This window comes from Micromonospora sp. NBC_01655 (genome assembly GCF_026339755.1).
In the GTDB taxonomy this organism is placed as follows: Bacteria; Actinomycetota; Actinomycetes; order Mycobacteriales; family Micromonosporaceae; genus Micromonospora.
Genome location: NZ_JAPEQF010000001.1, coordinates 906926 through 923567 on the forward strand (window position 1 = coordinate 906926; position 16642 = coordinate 923567).

Below are 16642 nucleotides of genomic sequence, written 5' to 3' on the forward strand. Positions count from 1 at the left end.
GCCGCCCGAGCGCCCGAAACAAGGCAAGTGAGACGACTACTGAGACGGCAGCGACCGTAGAGACGACTCAGGGCCGGTCCCCGTGGGGGCCGGCCCTGTCGTTTTCCCTGCTCAGGTGAGCGGAGGATACGAGATTCGAACTCGTGAGGGTGTAAACCCAACACGCTTTCCAAGCGTGCGCCCTAGGCCTCTAGGCGAATCCTCCGTGGGACAGAATACAGGTCCGTCGCGGCCCGGCCACCCCACCACCCCCCGAAGATCGACCGGCGGTCGGGTAGGGTGGGTGTCACCTCCCGTGCGGCGGTATCTCGTGAACCTCCCCAGGGCCGGAAGGCAGCAAGGATAAGCGAGCTCTGCCGGGTGCACGGGAGGCCTTTTTGTCTCCGGGCGCCGGTACCGTACCCGCGGATCAGGGTCAGGTCGGTTCACGGGGTGGTGGGTGGTCACCCGCGCCCGACCGGCGCAGAATGGCTCGGTCGAGAGGAGGCGGGACGGGTGGCACTGGCGCTCTACCGCAAGTACCGGCCGCGCACCTTCGCCGAGGTCATCGGGCAGGAGCACGTCACCGAGCCGCTGTCGCAGGCGCTGCGCAGCGGGCGGCTCAACCACGCGTACCTCTTCTCCGGCCCGCGCGGCTGCGGCAAGACCTCCAGCGCCCGGATCCTGGCCCGCTCGCTGAACTGTGAGCAGGGTCCCACCCCGGAGCCGTGCGGGCAGTGCGAGTCCTGCCGCTCGCTGGCCACCGACGGCGGGTCCATCGACGTGCTGGAGATCGACGCGGCCAGCCACGGCGGCGTCGACGACGCCCGGGAGCTGCGGGAGAAGGCGTTCTTCGCGCCGGCCCGCAGCCGGTTCAAGATCTACGTCATCGACGAGGCGCACATGGTCTCGTCGGCCGGCTTCAACGCCCTGCTCAAGCTGGTCGAGGAGCCCCCGGAGTACGTCAAGTTCATCTTCGCCACCACCGAGCCGGAGAAGGTCCTCGGCACGATCAAGTCGCGGACCCACCACTACCCGTTCCGGCTGATCCCGCCGAAGGTGCTCCGGCCGTACCTGGAGCAGCTCTGCGAGGCCGAGGGGGCCACCGTCGACCCAGCGGTCTTCCCCCTGGTCGTGCGCGCCGGCGGCGGCAGCGCCCGGGACAGCCTCTCCGTGCTCGACCAGCTCATCGCCGGCGCGGGTCCGGAGGGGGTCAGCTACGCCCGGGCCGCCGCGCTGCTCGGCGTCACCGACTCGGCGCTGATCGACGAGATGTGCGACGCGCTGGCCGCCGGGGACGGCGCGGCGGCGTACGCGACCGTGGACCGGGTCGCCGAGGCCGGGCACGACCCGCGCCGGTTCGCCTCCGACCTGCTGGAGCGGCTGCGCGACCTGATCGTGCTCCAGCAGGTGCCCGACGCCGCCACCAAGGGCCTGATCGACGGGCCGGCCGACCAGATCGAGCGGATGACCGCCCAGGCCCAGCGGCTCGGCCCGGCCACCCTGTCCCGGTGCGCCGACATCGTGCACAACGGCCTGGTGGAGATGCGCGGCACCACCGCGCCCCGGCTGCTGCTGGAGCTGATCTGCGCCCGGATGCTGCTGCCGGGCGCGGACGACTCGACCGGTGCGCTGCTCCAGCGCCTGGAGCGGATGGAGCGCCGGATCACCCTCGGCGGCGCCGAGCCGCCGCCGGCCGCCGCCGGCCCCGCGCCGGTCGCCCCCGCCCCTCCGGTACGCCCCGAGCCGGCCGCCCCGCCCACGGCTGCCACGCCGCCCGCGCCAGCGTCCGCCGCCCCGGCGGGCGACCCGCCCCCGCCCGCGGCTCCCGTGTCGGCGGCTCCGGTCGCCCCGGTCGCGCCTCGGCGGGAGGTCCCGCCGGAGGCGGTCCTGCCCGACCCGGGCACCCCGGCCCCGCCCCGTCCCGGCGCGGCGGCCCCGGGCGCGCTGGACGCGGTGGCGGTGCGCCGGGCGTGGCCCGAGGTGGTCGGCAAGGTCAACCGGACCAACAAGCGGATCGCGGCGCTGATGCGGGACGCGGTCGTCCGGGAGCTGGACGGCGACGTGCTGCTGCTGACCGTGAAGTCGACGGTGCTGGCCAAGATGATGTCCGACCACGCCCAGGTACTCACCGACGCCCTCTACGAGGAGCTGGGCGGGCGCTGGCAGATCCGGTGCGAGATCTCCGGCGAGCGGGGCGGCGGCGGCCCTCGGGCGGCGGCTCCCGCGGCGCCCCGCCCGGCCCCGCAGGCACCGACCGCCCCCACCGCCCGCCCGACGTCCGGCGCGCCGGACGGCCGGGGCGGCGCGGTTCCGGCCGGGCCGGCCACGTCGGCCGGTGGGGACGAGGAGTGGCCCGAGCCGGCCCGCCCCGGCGGGGCCGCGCCGGCCGCGAACGCGACGCAGGGCGACGACTGGCCGGAGGCGGCCCGCCCGGGCGGGACCGGGCCGGTCGCGCCGCCCGCCGCCGGCCCCGGGGCGGACACCCCGCCCCGCACCCCCGCCCCCGGCGCCCCGACGCGCGAGCCCGCCGGGGCACGAGGCGCGGGCCCGGCACCGGCCGCCCCGCCGGCCAACGGCGCCGCCGGCAACGGTGGCGGTGCGGGCGGCGCGCCGGTCAGCAGCGCCATCGCCGCCGCGCGGGCGGCGGCGGCCGGCCGCGGCCCGCGTACCCAGAACGGGGCCCGGCGGACGGCGGACGCCGACTGGGCCGGCGAGCCGCCCTACGATCCCGACTATGACGGGCCGGTGCGCGGCGGTGGCCGACCGGGCCCCGCGGCAGCGGCCACCCCGGCCTACGAGGGCTTCGACCCGGGCGACGAACCCCTCGACGAGGTGATCGACGAGCGGACGGCCCGGCAGTCCAGCGAGGAGCAGGCGGTGCAGCTGCTCCGGGAGGCGTTCGGCGCCGAGAAGATCGACGAGGTGGACGCCCGCTGAGGCGGGTGTCGCCCGTGCCGGAGAACCGGCCGCGCCCCGGCTAGGCTGGGCGCGGCCGAGCAGACGAGTGCGAGAAGGAGCCATCCGTGCGCCCAGGTGGACAGCCGAACATGCAGCAGATGCTGAAGCAGGCGCAGAAGATGCAGCAGCAGATCGCCAAGGCGCAGGCCGAGCTGGCCGAGGCCGAGCTGACCGGCACCGCCGGTGGTGGCCTGGTCACGGCGACCGTTTCCGGCTCCGGCGACATCAAGGGCATCAAGATCGACCCGAAGGCGGTCGACCCGGAGGACGTGGAGACGCTGGAGGACCTGGTGGTCGCCGCGCTGCACAACGCCGCCGAGGCGGCCCGGGCGCTGACCGAGCAGAAGATGGGTCCGGTCACGGGTGGCATGGGCGGCCTCGGCCTGCCCGGCTTCTGAGTCGGCCGCTAGATGTACGAAGGTGCCATCCAGGACCTGATCGACGAGCTGGGGCGGCTGCCGGGCGTCGGCCCGAAGAGCGCCCAGCGGATCGCCTTCCACGTCCTGTCGGCGGACCCGGCCGACGTCAACCGGCTGGCCGGCGCGCTGCGCAAGGTCAAGGATCTGGTGCGGTTCTGCACCACCTGCTACAACGTCGCCGAGTCCGAGCAGTGCCGGATCTGCCGGGACCCGCGCCGCACCGACGAGGTGCTCTGCGTGGTCGAGGAGCCGAAGGACGTGGTGGCGATCGAGCGGACCGGTGAGTTCCGGGGCCGCTACCACGTGCTCGGCGGGGCGATCAACCCGCTGGAGGGGATCGGGCCGGACAACCTGCGCATCCGGGAGCTGATGACCCGGCTCAGCGGGGGCGTGGTGCGTGAGCTGATCCTCGCCACCGACCCGAACACCGAGGGCGAGGCGACGGCGACGTACCTGGCGCTGATGGTCAAGCCGATGGGCATCACGGTGACCCGGCTGGCCAGCGGCCTGCCGGTCGGCGGCGACCTGGAGTACGCCGACGAGATCACCCTCGGCCGCGCCTTCGAGGGGCGCCGCGCCGTCTGACCGTACCCGACGACCCGACGGCCGGCACCGGTTTCCCGGTGCCGGCCGTCGGTCCTTTCGGCGTCCCGATCCACTGTGGGGATCTGACATGTGATCGGGCGGGGGCGACGGGCGATGTAACAAATTCGCATCTATGAAACAGTGCAAATCGTACCCTTTGGTGGCGGTCCGCTGGGCCGTCGCATGCGAGGCGCACCGGTAAAGACACGATCCGGTACCAACCGCTTCCTCGGCAGTTTCCCGGCGGTCCGAACGGCGACTAAGGTCACGGCCATCGGTGACCCCTGTCACCACGTTGTCCGTACCCCCAAGGACGAGGTGAAGCACCCATGCGTGCACCCAGGCCGAAGGTCGCTGTCGCGGCCGTCGCGGTCGCGGCCCTCGCGGTAGCAGGCTGCGCCGAGAGCGACCGCGACGACAGTTCCGGTGGTAGCAAGAAGGACACTCTGGTCTTCGGCGTGGCCGGCGACCCGAAGGTCCTCGACCCCAGCTTTGCCAGCGACGGCGAGTCGCTGCGCGTGGCGCGTCAGGTCTTCGAGACCCTGGTCCGGCCGGAGGAGGGGGGCACCAAGGTCACCCCGGGGCTGGCCGAGTCGTGGACCCCGGACGCCGCCGGCACCACCTGGACGTTCAAGCTCCGCTCGGGCGTGAAGTTCCACGACGGCACCGACTTCAACGCCGAGGCCGTGTGCGTCAACTTCAACCGCTGGTACAACGGCAAGGGCCTCATGCAGAGCCCGGACGTGACCGCGTACTGGCAGGACGTCATGGGCGGGTTCGCCAAGAACGAGAACGCCGACCTGCCGCCGAGCCTGTTCAAGTCGTGCACCGCCAAGGACGCCACCACCGTGGACCTGGCGTTCACCCGGGTCTCCAGCAAGATCCCGGCCGCGCTGATGCTGCCCTCGTTCTCCATGCACAGCCCGAAGGCGCTGGAGCAGTACGACGCCAGCAACGTGGGCGGCACCGCCGAGGACATCAAGTACCCGTCGTACGCGATGGAGCACCCGACCGGCACCGGCCCGTTCAAGTTCAAGTCCTGGGACGTCGCCAACAAGACGCTCACCATCGAGCGCAACGACGACTACGCCGGCACCAAAGCCAAGCTGAAGACCATCATCTACAAGACCATCTCGGACGAGAACGCGCGCAAGCAGGCGCTGCGCTCCGGCGACATCCAGGGCTACGACCTGGTCGGCCCGGCCGACGTGGAGCCGCTGAAGACCGAGGGCTTCAACATGCTCACCCGGCCGGCGTTCAACGTCCTCTACCTGGCGATCAACCAGAAGGGGAACCCGAAGCTCGCCGACATCCGGGTCCGCCAGGCGATCGCGTACGCGCTCAACCGCCAGGCGCTGGTCGACTCGAAGCTGCCCCCGGGCGCCAAGGTCGGCGTGAACTTCATGCCGGACACCGTCGAGGGCTTCAACGGCGACGTGACCAAGTACGACTACAACCCGGAGAAGGCCAAGCAGCTGCTGGCCGAGGCCGGCGCGTCGAACCTGGCCCTGCGGTTCCACTACCCGACCGAGGTCACCCGGCCGTACATGCCGAACCCGAAGGACATCTTCGAGCTGCTCTCGGCGGACCTCAAGGCGGTCGGCATCAACGTCCAGGCCATCCCGCTGAAGTGGAGCCCGGACTACCTGAACGCCACCACCTCCGGCGCCAAGCACGACATCCACTTCCTCGGCTGGACCGGTGACTACGGCGACGCCTACAACTTCATCGGCACCTTCTTCGACCGGCCGAAGGACGAGTGGGGCTTCAACGACAAGGCCCTCTTCGACCAGTTCAAGGACGCCGACACCACCGCCGACCCGGCGGCCCGGGTGGAGAAGTACAAGGCCCTGAACAAGGCCATCATGGATCGCCTGCCGGGTGTGCCGATCTCGCACTCGCCGCCGGCGATCGTGTTCGGCAAGGACGTGACCGGGATCAAGGCGAGCCCGCTCACCGACGAGCGGTTCGCCACCGCCGAGTTCAAGTCCTGATCTGACGCAACGAACGCGGGCGGGCGCTGTCACCACGGCGCCCGCCCGCACCCCTCCGCACCCCCTACCGAGGCCGCCGTGTTCCGGTTCATCGTCAGACGCCTGCTCCAGCTGATACCGACGCTGATCGGGCTCTCCCTCCTGCTGTTCATCTGGCTGCGCCGGCTGCCGGGCGGCCCCGAGACCGCCATCCTCGGTGAGCGCGGCACGCCGGAGATGCGCGCCGCCATCCGCCGCAACCTCGGCCTCGACGAGCCGATCCTGATCCAGTACGGCCGGTTCGTCCGGCGGCTGATCAAGCTGGACCTGGGCACCTCGACCTCCACCAAGCGCCCGGTCGTCACCGAGTTCATCGAGCGGTTCCCCGGCACCGTCGAGCTGACCGTGATGGCCATGGTGATCGCGATCGGGATCGGCATCCCGCTGGGCTACCTGGCCGCCCGCCGCCGGGGCCGGATGCTCGACCACCTCTCGGTCGGCGGGTCGCTGATCGGCATCTGCATCCCGGTCTTCTTCCTGGCGTACGTGCTGAAGGCGATCTTCTCGGAGAACCTCGGCTGGTTCCCGTCCAGCGGCCGGCAGGATCCGACCCTCGGGGCGACCCGGATCACCAACTTCTTCGTCTTCGACGGGCTGATGACCCGGGAGTGGGACGCCGCCGCCGACGCGCTCTGGCACCTGGTGCTGCCGGGCCTCGCGCTGGCCAGCATCCCCCTGGCGATCATCGTCCGGATCACCCGGGCCAGCGTGCTGGAGGTGCTCAACGAGGACTTCGTCCGCACCGCCGAGGCCAAGGGCCTGACCGAGCGGACCGTCCGGGGCCGGCACGTGCTGCGCAACGCCATGCTGCCCGTGGTCACCTCGATCGGCCTGCTCACCGGCGGCCTGCTCTCCGGCGCGGTGCTTACCGAGACCGTCTTCGCCTTCAGCGGCATCGGGGCGTTCGTCGCCGAGGCGATCGGCCAGCGCGACTACCCCGTGCTGATGGGCTTCATCCTGATCATCGCGGTGGTGTACGTGCTGGTGAACCTCCTGGTGGACCTCTCCTACAGCGTGATCGACCCGAGGGTGAGGGTGCGATGACGGCGATCACCGGCAAGAAGCGCGAGAAGATCGACCGGCTCGCCGAGCTGGCCGCCCGGGACGACGAGCGCGGCGTCAGCCTCTGGCAGGAGGCGTTCCGCCGGCTGCGGCGCAACCCGGCCGCCATCGTCGGCGCGGTGATCCTGGGACTGTTCCTGCTGGTCGCGATCGTCGGACCGTTCCTGGTCCCGCACCCGGCGGACGCCCAGCTCTGGAAGGGCGAGATCCGGGACAACATCGGCTACTTCCCGGGGCCCCGGGCCGAGAACTGGTTCGGCGTCGACCACATCGGCCGCGACGAGTTCAGCCGGATGATCGTCGGTGCCCGGCAGACCCTGCTGGTCGGCATCATCTCCACGCTGATCGGCCTGGCCGTCGGGTCGCTGATCGGCGGCGTCGCCGGCGCCGCCGCCGGCCTCGGCGGCCGGTGGGGCCGGGCCGTCGACAACATCCTGATGCGCTTCGTCGACATGCTGCTGGCCATGCCGAGCCTGCTGCTCGCGATCAGCATCGCCGCGCTGCTCGGCTCCGGCCTGACCACCGTCATGATCGCGGTCGGCGTGGTCTCCGTGCCGGTCTTCGCCCGGCTGCTGCGCGGCTCGATGATCTCCCAGGCGAACAGCGACTACGTGCTGGCCGCGACGTCGCTGGGCGTGAAGAAGCCGAAGATCGCGCTGACCCACGTGGTGCCGAACTCGCTCGCCCCGGTGATCGTCCAGGCCACGCTGACCCTGGCCACCGCGATCATCGAGGCCGCCGCGCTCTCCTTCCTCGGCCTCGGCAACAACGACGCCTCCATCCCGGAGTGGGGCGTGATGCTCGCCGACGCGCAGCGCTACCTCGACGCCGCGCCCCGGCTGGCCATCCTGCCCGCACTCGCCATCATCGTCACCGCGCTCGGCTTCACCCTGCTCGGCGAGGCGATGCGCGAGGCCCTCGACCCGAAGCTGCGGAAGTAGGTCGTCATGGCACTGCTCGAAGTGGACGATCTCTCCGTCACCTTCGCCCGGCGCGGTCAGCGCACCGTGCACGCCGTCGACGGGGTGTCCTTCTCCGTCGACGCCGGCGAGGTGGTCGGCCTGGTCGGCGAGTCCGGCTGCGGCAAGAGCGTCACCTCGCTGGCCATCATGGGCCTGCTGCCCAAACAGCCCGGCCTGCGGGTCGGCGGCAAGGCGGTGTTCGACGGCACGGACCTGCTCCAGCTCGACGACCGGTCCCGCCGGGACATCCGGGGCCGGGACGTCGCGATGATCTTCCAGGACCCGCTCTCCTCGCTGAACCCGGTGATCCCGATCGGGCTACAGGTGACCGAGGTGCTGACCCGGCACCGGGGGATGAGGGGGGAGGCGGCCCAGAAGGAGGCCGCCGACCTGCTCGACCGGGTCGGCATCCCCGACCCGCGCCGCCGGCTCAGGGAGTACCCGCACCAGCTCTCCGGCGGCATGCGGCAGCGCGCCCTGATCGCCATGGCGGTGGCCTGCCAGCCCCGGCTGCTGATCGCCGACGAGCCGACCACCGCGCTGGACGTCACCATCCAGGCGCAGATCCTGGAGCTGCTCAAGGACCTGGTCCGGGACTCCGGCACCGCGCTCGTGATGATCACTCATGACCTGGGCGTGGTCGCCGGCATGTGCGACACGATCAACGTGCTGTACGCCGGCCGGGTGGTGGAGACGGCCCGCCGCCGCCCGCTGTTCCGCGAGCCGCGGCACCCGTACACGGTGGGGTTGCTCGGCTCGGTGCCGCGCCTCGACGCCGGGCGCGGCGAGCGGCTGAACCCGATCCCCGGCTCGGTCCGCGACCTGCTGGCCTGGCCGGACGGCTGCGCCTTCGCCCCGCGCTGTGCCCGCCGCATCGACGAGTGCGTGGGGGAGCCGCCGGAGCTGGTGCTCGCCCACGACGGCCGCAGCTACCGGTGCGTCAACCCGGCTCCGGTCGGCGGCACCGTGCCCCCGGCCGCCACCGGCGGCCGGACCGCGACCGCCCCGGCCCCGGGCACCGCCCCGGCGGCCGGTGGCGCCAGCCCGGCACCGGCCGACGACGCGACCGCGGGTCCGGTGCCCGCCCCGCGCGAGGAGGAGAAGCCGTGACCGAGAGCGACGTCCTCGTCGAGGTCCACGACCTGAAGGTGCACTTCCCGATCAAGCGGGGACTCCTCCTCGACCGGGTGGTCGGCCACGTCAAGGCGGTCGACGGGGTCGACCTGAGCATCCCGCGCGGAAAGACGTACGGGCTGGTCGGCGAGTCCGGCTGCGGCAAGTCCACGCTCGGCCGGGCCCTGCTCCAGCTCACCCCGCCCACCGGCGGCGAGGTCCGCTTCGACGGCGTCGAGCTGACCCGGCTGCCGGCCGGAAAGCTGCGCACCATGCGCCGCCGGATGCAGATGATCTTCCAGGACCCGATGTCGAGCCTGGATCCCCGGCAGAACGTCGAGTCGATCCTGACCGAGGGGTTGCAGACCCACGGCATCGGGACCGACCGGGACGACCGGCGGCGGATCATCGGCGAGACCCTCGACGCGGTGGGGCTGCCCCGCTGGGCGCTGTCCCGGTACCCGCACGAGTTCTCCGGCGGCCAGCGGCAGCGCATCGGCATCGCCCGGGCCCTGGTGCTCGGCCCCGAGCTGATCGTCGCCGACGAGCCCGTCTCGGCCCTGGACGTCTCCATCCAGGCCCAGGTGGTGAACCTGCTCGACGAGCTCCAGGACAATCTCGGCCTGACCTACCTGGTGATCGCCCACGACCTCGCCGTGGTCAAGCACATCTCCGACGTGGTCGGCGTGATGTACCTGGGCGCGCTGGTCGAGGAGGCGCCGAGCGACCGGCTGTACAGCGAGCCGCTGCACCCGTACACCCGGGCGCTGATGTCGGCCGTGCCGGTGCCGGACCCGGACGTGGAGGACCGGCGGGAGCGCATCCTGCTCGCCGGGGACCTGCCGTCGCCGGCCAACCCGCCGTCGGGCTGCCGGTTCCACACCCGCTGCCCGTGGGCCCAGCCCACCCGGTGCGCCGACGAGCGGCCGGCGCTGCGGGACATCGGCGGCAGCCGGGTCGCCTGCCACTTCGCCGAGCGGATCGCCAGCGGCGAGCTGCGCCCGCACAAGGTGAGCGCGCGGATCGTCCGGCCCGAGGGCGAGGGCGCGACCCCGGCCGTCGTCTCCGCCCCCACCGAACCCGGCTCGTACGTGTGAGCAAGGGCCCCTTGTCGACGCCCTCGGCGGGACAAGGGGCCGGCCACGGCCGGCGGCTGGCGGCTGGCGGCCGGTGGGGCGGGTCAGCCCTCGGGGCGGTTCAGCAGGCCCACCGCGATCGCGTGCACCGCGTCCAGCCCGGCCGGGTCGGCCAGCGGGGCCCGGCCACCGGTGACGGCGTACCACTCGTCGGCCTCCCGGTACTGCACGCGCAGGGTGACCTGGCCGTCGGCGTACTCGGTGCGCAGGGTCAGCTCGCCGGTCACCACGCCCACCTCGTCGGTCATCACGCCGCCCGGGCCGGGCACGAAGTCGGCCGTGCGGCTCTGCGCCCCGCCGCCGGCCGGCGGGCCCGTGGGCGGGGCCGCCGCGGCGCTGGTGGCCCCGGCGTCGGCGGACATGCCGGCGCCGGAGACGTCGGCCGGAGCCGCCGGGGCGCCGTCCGCGGTCATCCCGGCCGTGGTCGGCCCGCCGGCTGTCGTCGCACCCGTCGCCGCGTCGCCGCTGCCGGTCGCCGCGTCGTTCCCGCCCGCGTCCGGCGTCTCGTCCATGGCGGGTGTCGCCCCTGCCCCGGTCACGGCTTGCTCGCCCATGTGCAGCCCTCCAACATGTCGGTCAGGGCGGCCTTCTCGGCACTGGTCACCGTCAGCCGCCAGTGGTGCTTGACCGTCACCCAGTCCTCGGCGTACTGGCACCAGTATGACCGGTTCGCCGGCTTCCACTGGGCCGGGTCCTGGTCACCCTTTGACCGGTTGGAGGAGGCGGAAACCGCGAGGAGCTGGGGTCTCGTGAGATCGTTCGCGAAGTCGCCCCGTTTGGCGTCGTCCCACTCGTCCGCCCCCGAGCGCCACGCGTTGGCCAGCGGCACGGTGTGGTCGATGTCCACGTCGGAGGGGTCGGTGAAGACCCGGCCGTCGTACACGCTCTCCCAGCGGCCGGCGACCACGTTGCAGCCGGAGAACCTGATGTCGTCACCGTCGCGCTTGAGGACGCTGTCCCGCACGTCGCAGTTCTTCCCGGTGTTCCGCCAGTGCGGGAAGCGGTTGCGGCTGTATCCCTTCATCGAGCCGGCGCTGGCGACGGTCAGTTGGCCCAACTGCTCGCTGACGTTGCCGCCGCCGCTGGGCGGGGCCTCGGGCTCGTCGACCGGCGAGCAGCCGGCGGCCACGAGGGCGAGCGCCGCGGCGAGCGCGACCACCCCGGCCGCACGACGTCCTGATCTGGTACGCACAGACGACACCTCTCCAGCTTGCGGGCTTCTGGCGATTGCGCACAGTACCCCGGCACCGTTTCCGTGATTCGTGGCGTCCGGCAAATCGACCGGAGGAGGATGGGTACCCGTGACCGAACCCGCATCCACGCTCAGGATGGGCACGACCGCCGCCCGGGGGACGCTGCTCGCCGCGATCCTCGCCTCCGGCATGGTCTTCCTGGACAGCACCGTGGTCAACGTGGCCCTGCCCCGCCTCGGCGCGGAACTCGGCGCCACGGTGGCCGGTCTCCAGTGGACCATCAACGGGTACCTGCTCATGCTGGCGGCGTTCGTGCTGTTCGGCGGGGCGCTCGGCGACCGGTTCGGCCGGCGGCGGGTGTTCCTGATCGGGGTGGTCTGGTTCGCCGTCGCCTCGGCGCTGTGCGGTCTGGCCCAGGGTACCGGCTGGCTGGTCGCGGCCCGGTTCCTCCAGGGCGCCGGGGGCGCGCTGCTCACCCCCGGCTCGTTGTCGGTCATCCAGTCCAGTTTCCACCCCGACGACCGGGGCCGGGCGATCGGCACCTGGGCCGGCCTGGCCGGGGTCTCCACCGCGCTCGGCCCGTTCGTCGGGGGATGGCTGATCGACGCACTCTCCTGGCGGTGGATCTTCTTCATCAACCTGCCGCTGGCCGTGCCGGTGGTGCTGGCCGCGCTGCGCTGGGTGCCGGAGAGCCGCGATGAGGACGCCTCGCGTACCGGGGTCGGGCGGCGGCGCTTCGACGTGGCCGGCGCGCTGCTCGGCGCGCTCGGCCTGGGCGGCGTCACGTACGCCCTGATCGACGCGCCGGCCCGGGGCGGCTCGCTGCCGGTGCTGGCGTCGGCGCTGGTCGGAGTGCTCGCCGCCGGCACGTTCGTGCTGGTGGAACGCCGCCGGGGCGACACCGCCATGCTGCCCACCAAGCTGTTCGGCAGCCGGCTCTTCTCGGTGCTGAACGTCTTCACGGTGGTGGTGTACGCGGCACTCGGCGGGTTCACCTTCTTCCTCGCCGTCTACCTACAGAACGTGGTGGGCTGGTCGGCGCTGCTCACCGGCCTGGCCACCGTCCCGATGACGGTCCTGCTGCTGGTCGGCTCGTCCCGCGCCGGGGCGCTGTCGGCCCGGATCGGCCCGCGGCTGCCGCTGACCGTGGGCCCGGTGGTGGCCGCGATCGGCCTGCTGCTGCTGCGCGGGGTGGGGCCGGGCGCGTCGTACTGGACGGACGTGCTTCCCGGGGTGACCCTGTTCGGCCTGGGCCTGACCCTGGTGGTGGCACCGCTGACCGCCTCGGTGCTGGCCGCTGTGGCGGACCGGTTCGCGGGGGTGGCCAGCGGGTTCAACAACGCGGCGTCCCGGGCCGGCGGGCTGCTGGCGGTCGCCGCGCTGCCACTGCTGGTCGGCTTCAGCGGGACCGGGTACGAGCAGAAGGCGGCGCTGACCCACGCGTTCCGGGGCGCGCTGCTCTGGTGCGCCGGCGGGCTGCTGGCCGGGGCGGTGCTGGCCGGGCTGCTGATCCACCGCCCGCCCCGCGAGGCCCCGGGTGCGCAGCCCTGCCCGTCGCTGCCCGCCTCGACCCCACCCGACAAGCGGTAGGCGGCGCCCGGCGGGTGCCGGGCGCCGCCGGGCGACTCAGGCGCGGGCGCGGTTGACGGCGCTGGTGACCGCCTTCACGGAGGCGGTGACGATGTTCGCGTCCACACCGACGCCCCACACGGTGCGGCCGTCGACCTCGCACTCGACGTACGCGGCGGCCTGCGCGTCCCCGCCGGAGGAGAGCGCGTGCTCGTGGTAGTCGAGCACCCGCACCGGCACGTCCATCGAGCCGAGCGCGTTGACGTACGCGTCGATCGGACCGTTGCCGACGGCGGCCAGCGACCGGACCTGCCCGCCGAGGCCCACCTGGGCCTCGATCTCGACCTTGCCGTCGGCGGTGCCGATGGCGTAGCCGGCCAGGGTGACGGCCGGGTCGGGCTGGTGGTCGAGCAGGTAGTGACTCGCGAAGATCTCCCACATGGTGCCCGGGTCGACCTCGCCGCCGTCGTGGTCGGTGACCTGCTGGACCACGCCGGAGAACTCGATCTGGAGCCGGCGCGGCAGGTCGAGCTGGTGCTCGGACTTCATGATGTACGCCACGCCGCCCTTGCCGGACTGCGAGTTGACCCGGATGACCGCCTCGTAGGTGCGGCCCAGGTCCTTCGGGTCGATCGGCAGGTACGGCACCGCCCAGGCGTGCTGGTCGACCGGCACCCCGGCCGCCGCCGCGTCGGCGTGCAGGGCGTCGAAGCCCTTCTTGATCGCGTCTTGGTGGGAGCCGGAGAACGCGGTGTAGACCAGGTCGCCCGCGTACGGGTGGCGCTCGTGCACCGGGAGCTGGTTGCAGTACTCGACGGCCCGCTTGACCTCGTCGATGTTCGAGAAGTCGATCATCGGGTCGATGCCCTGGGAGAACAGGTTGAGCCCCAGCGTCACCAGGTCGACGTTGCCGGTGCGCTCGCCGTTGCCGAACAGGCAGCCCTCGATCCGGTCCGCGCCGGCCAGCAGCCCCAGCTCGGCGGCGGCCACACCGGTGCCCCGGTCGTTGTGCGGGTGCAGGCTCAGCACCAGGCTGTCCCGCCGGGGCAGGCGCCGGTGCATCCACTCGATCGAGTCGGCGTACGCGTTCGGGGTGGCCATCTCGACGGTGGCCGGCAGATTGATGATCAGCTTCCGGTCCGGCGTCGGGTCGATCACGTCGATCACCGCCGAGCAGACCTGGAGCGCGTACTCCAGCTCGGTGCCCGTGTACGACTCCGGAGAGTACTCGTAGTAGATGTCCGTGTCCGGGGCGTGGATCTCCGCGTACTTCTGGCAGAGCCGGGCGCCGGTGGTGGCGATGTCGGTGATGCCGTCCCGGTCCAGCCCGAAGACCACCCGGCGCTGGAGGGTGGAGGTCGAGTTGTAGAAGTGCACGATCGCCCGCTTCGCGCCGCGCAGCGACTCGAAGGTCCGCTCGATCAGGTGTTCCCGGCACTGGGTGAGCACCTGGATGGTCACGTCGTCGGGGATCAGGTCCTGCTCGATGAGCTGCCGGACGAACTCGTAGTCGGTCTGGCTGGCCGACGGGAAGCCGACCTCGATCTCCTTGTAGCCCATCTGCACCAGGAGCTGGAACATCCGGCGCTTGCGCTCCGGGGACATCGGGTCGATCAGCGCCTGGTTGCCGTCGCGCAGGTCGACGGCGCACCAGCGGGGCGCGGCCTCGACGTGCCGGGTCGGCCAGGCGCGGTCCGGCAGGTCGATCCGGAACTGCTGGTGGTACGGCTGGTACCGCTGGTACGGCATCCGGCTGGGGCGCTGGCGGGCGATGGGATCGGTGTCAGCGTCGGTGGGTTGAGCCATGACGGAGTGCTCCCCTGAACATGTGGCGTCAGCAATCGGAAGGTCGGCGACGATGCCGGGTCGGCGCGAGGCGCCGATGGAAAACTCGGATGTGCTGGACGGCGCGGTTCGACTCCGCGACGAGGTGCCGGCCGGTCAGGCCTCGTCGCGGCGACCAAGGAGAAGCTGCGCCTGCCACATGACAGAGTGACCCTACGTGATGAGGTGGGGGGTGCAAAGGTCGGTCCGGAGTTTGAGATCGACGTCGCAGCCGGCCGGCCGGGTCAGGGCAGGCCGTTCAGCGCAGCAGCAGCTCGGCCAGCGGGCGGCGGCGGCGCAGGCCGGTCTCCTGCCGGAGCAACTCCTCGGGCAGGCTGAACGGGTCGCCGAGCCGGCCGACCGCCGCCACCACCAGGGGGCGGATCCCGGCCGGCAGCTCCAGGTCGGCGGCGAGCCCGGCGGCGTCGAAGGCGGCCAGTTGACGCACGTACAGCCCGAGCGCGGTGGCCTGCACGGTCAGGTGCGCCACCGCCTGCCCCAGGTCGTACGCGGCCCGGCCGGCGGGACCGGCCACCGCCGGCCCGTGATCGCCGCCGACCCCGGCCGAGTCGGCCGGCCCGGCGGCGTGACCCTGCGTGCCGGCCCAGGCCCCGCCGTCGGCGTCACCGGCCGGCTCGGCGGTCAAGTGGGCGCCGAGCAACAGGGCGGCGGCATGCCGGGCCCACCGCTGCTCGGCCGCCGGCAGGTTGACCAGGATCCGCTTGTACGTCTCGTCGTCGCGGTGCCCGAGGGCGAACCGCCACGGCTGCCGGTTGCCGGCGGAGGGTGCCCAGCGGGCCGCCTCCAGCAGCGAGGCCGCGTCGGCCGGAGGCAGCGTGGCGGTCGGGTCGAAGGCCCGAGGACTCCAGCGGAAGGCGAGCAGCGGGGTGAGGTCGGCCATGGGACAAGCGTCCCGTATCGGGCATTTTGCGCGAAGTTCGGGGTCGAAGAATGTGTCCAGAACCACCCGTAACGGGACGCGGTGTCAGGGCGTTTCGGTGGCCCCGGGCGTCGGCTCGTCGCCGCTCGGCGCCGCGACGCCGAGCGGCTCGCCGTCCGTCACCGGGCCGGCGAGCTGCACGGTCGCCGGGGCCGGCGCGGCCGGACCGGCCAGGACGAGGGTGCCGGTCACGGTCCGCACGGCGGTCGGCGTGCCGTCCGGGGCGTAGCAGTAGATCCCGGCGTCCAGCGGGGCGTTCAGCGAGGCCGAGGTCGAGTCGACCGAGTAGCAGGCCCCGGTCGCCCCCGCCGGCGGCCGGGCCGGAGAGACCGCCAGCGGTGCCCGCCGGTCGGTGAGCACCTTCAGCCAGTCGGTGAAGGGGTGCTGCACCCGGGGGTCCAGCCGACCCGGGACGGCGTCGTCCCGGTCACCGAGGCGTACGCAGCTCGCCGGCTCGGGGCGGCCGGCCGACGGCAGGCCGCACTGGAAGAGCCCGTCGGCGGTGCCGGCGAACGAGACGTCCGCCGTGCCGCCCAGCGCCCCACCCGGGACGTCGACCCGCCAGGTGCCGTCGTTCGCGCTGGTCACCGTGATCGTGCGGTCGGGGCCGTCGCCGGTGAGGGTGTACCGGGCGGTGAATTGCCGGTCCTGGGCCGCCGCGGCCAGGGCGGCCAGCTCGTCGCGGGCGGAGTCGACGGCGGCGGGAGCGGGGTCGCTCGGCGGCGGCGAGGTCGTCGCGGCGGGCGGGTCGCCGGCGCAGGCGGCGAGCAGGGCCGGCAGGGTGAGCGTGAGGACGCCGGTCAGGCGCCGGGCCACGCGGCGGTGGGCATGCACCGGGTCATTCTGCGGTGCGCCGTCCCCGCCCG

14 protein-coding genes, 1 tRNA gene and 1 other RNA gene are annotated in these 16642 nt (G+C 72.9%); 10 read left to right on the plus strand and 6 right to left on the minus strand.

Annotation, left to right across the window (positions count from 1 at the left end; translation table 11 throughout):
• Positions 1–120: 120 nt before the first annotated feature.
• Positions 121–205: transfer RNA gene (locus OOK41_RS04375), tRNA-Ser, on the minus strand.
• Positions 206–287: 82 nt separating this feature from the next.
• Here OOK41_RS04375 and ffs point away from each other — a divergent pair.
• From ffs to OOK41_RS04420, 9 genes are all read left to right on the plus strand, one after another.
• Positions 288–377: signal recognition particle sRNA small type (ffs, locus tag OOK41_RS04380), an RNA gene on the plus strand.
• 118 nt (positions 378–495) lie between these two features.
• Positions 496–2919, plus strand: a complete 2424-nt coding sequence (locus OOK41_RS04385; protein ID WP_266263051.1) for a DNA polymerase III subunit gamma and tau — start codon at positions 496–498, stop codon at positions 2917–2919.
• Positions 2920–3029: 110 nt separating this feature from the next.
• Complete coding sequence (locus tag OOK41_RS04390) at positions 3030–3338, plus strand: YbaB/EbfC family nucleoid-associated protein (RefSeq protein ID WP_243640253.1); 309 nt, start codon at positions 3030–3032, stop codon at positions 3336–3338.
• A gap of 12 nt (positions 3339–3350) precedes the next feature.
• A complete protein-coding gene (gene recR, locus OOK41_RS04395) occupies positions 3351–3944 on the plus strand; it encodes a recombination mediator RecR (protein ID WP_117673105.1) in 594 nt (197 codons plus the stop codon).
• A gap of 329 nt (positions 3945–4273) precedes the next feature.
• Entirely contained in the window at positions 4274–5938 is a 1665-nt protein-coding gene (locus OOK41_RS04400; protein ID WP_117673103.1) for an ABC transporter substrate-binding protein, read from the plus strand.
• A gap of 78 nt (positions 5939–6016) precedes the next feature.
• Entirely contained in the window at positions 6017–7021 is a 1005-nt protein-coding gene (locus OOK41_RS04405) for an ABC transporter permease (RefSeq protein WP_117673101.1), read from the plus strand.
• Positions 7018–7980 carry an ABC transporter permease gene (locus OOK41_RS04410; protein ID WP_117673099.1) on the plus strand — a complete coding sequence of 321 codons (963 nt, stop codon included), beginning with the start codon at positions 7018–7020 and terminating at the stop codon, positions 7978–7980. Before OOK41_RS04405 ends, OOK41_RS04410 begins: the two co-directional genes overlap by 4 nt.
• Before the next feature lie 6 nt (positions 7981–7986).
• Positions 7987–9111, plus strand: coding sequence for an ABC transporter ATP-binding protein (locus OOK41_RS04415; RefSeq protein ID WP_266263052.1), 1125 nt, complete (start codon positions 7987–7989; stop codon positions 9109–9111).
• The gene (locus OOK41_RS04420) at positions 9108–10211 is read left to right on the plus strand and encodes an ABC transporter ATP-binding protein (protein WP_117673095.1); all 1104 of its coding nucleotides are present in this window, start codon (positions 9108–9110) and stop codon (positions 10209–10211) included. The genes OOK41_RS04415 and OOK41_RS04420 overlap by 4 nt, the downstream gene beginning before the upstream one ends.
• Before the next feature lie 83 nt (positions 10212–10294).
• Here the strand turns inward: OOK41_RS04420 and OOK41_RS04425 are convergent, their stop codons facing one another.
• Together OOK41_RS04425 and OOK41_RS04430 are read right to left on the minus strand one after the other, a co-directional pair.
• Positions 10295–10804 (minus strand): hypothetical protein, encoded by a 510-nt coding sequence (locus tag OOK41_RS04425; protein ID WP_117673093.1) that lies wholly within the window; start codon positions 10802–10804, stop codon positions 10295–10297.
• The gene (locus tag OOK41_RS04430; protein WP_266263053.1) at positions 10786–11442 is read right to left on the minus strand and encodes an HNH endonuclease family protein; all 657 of its coding nucleotides are present in this window, start codon (positions 11440–11442) and stop codon (positions 10786–10788) included. Before OOK41_RS04430 ends, OOK41_RS04425 begins: the two co-directional genes overlap by 19 nt.
• Positions 11443–11551: 109 nt before the next feature.
• On the opposite strand from OOK41_RS04430, the gene OOK41_RS04435 reads away from it, so the two are divergent.
• Positions 11552–13033 (plus strand): MFS transporter, encoded by a 1482-nt coding sequence (locus OOK41_RS04435; RefSeq protein WP_117673089.1) that lies wholly within the window; start codon positions 11552–11554, stop codon positions 13031–13033.
• Between the two features lie 36 nt (positions 13034–13069).
• On the opposite strand, the gene leuA is transcribed toward OOK41_RS04435, so the two are convergent.
• The 3 genes from leuA to OOK41_RS04450 all read right to left on the minus strand — a co-directional run bounded on the left by leuA (position 13070) and on the right by OOK41_RS04450 (position 16610).
• On the minus strand, positions 13070–14818 hold the full coding sequence (gene leuA, locus OOK41_RS04440; protein WP_117673087.1) for a 2-isopropylmalate synthase: 1749 nt from the start codon (positions 14816–14818) through the stop codon (positions 13070–13072).
• Between the two features lie 277 nt (positions 14819–15095).
• Positions 15096–15737: a nitroreductase family protein gene (locus tag OOK41_RS04445; RefSeq protein ID WP_266263054.1), complete on the minus strand. Its 642-nt coding sequence runs from the start codon at positions 15735–15737 to the stop codon at positions 15096–15098.
• Positions 15738–15821: 84 nt separating this feature from the next.
• The gene (locus OOK41_RS04450) at positions 15822–16610 is read right to left on the minus strand and encodes a hypothetical protein (protein ID WP_266263055.1); all 789 of its coding nucleotides are present in this window, start codon (positions 16608–16610) and stop codon (positions 15822–15824) included.
• Between the last annotated feature and the right edge of the window lie 32 nt (positions 16611–16642).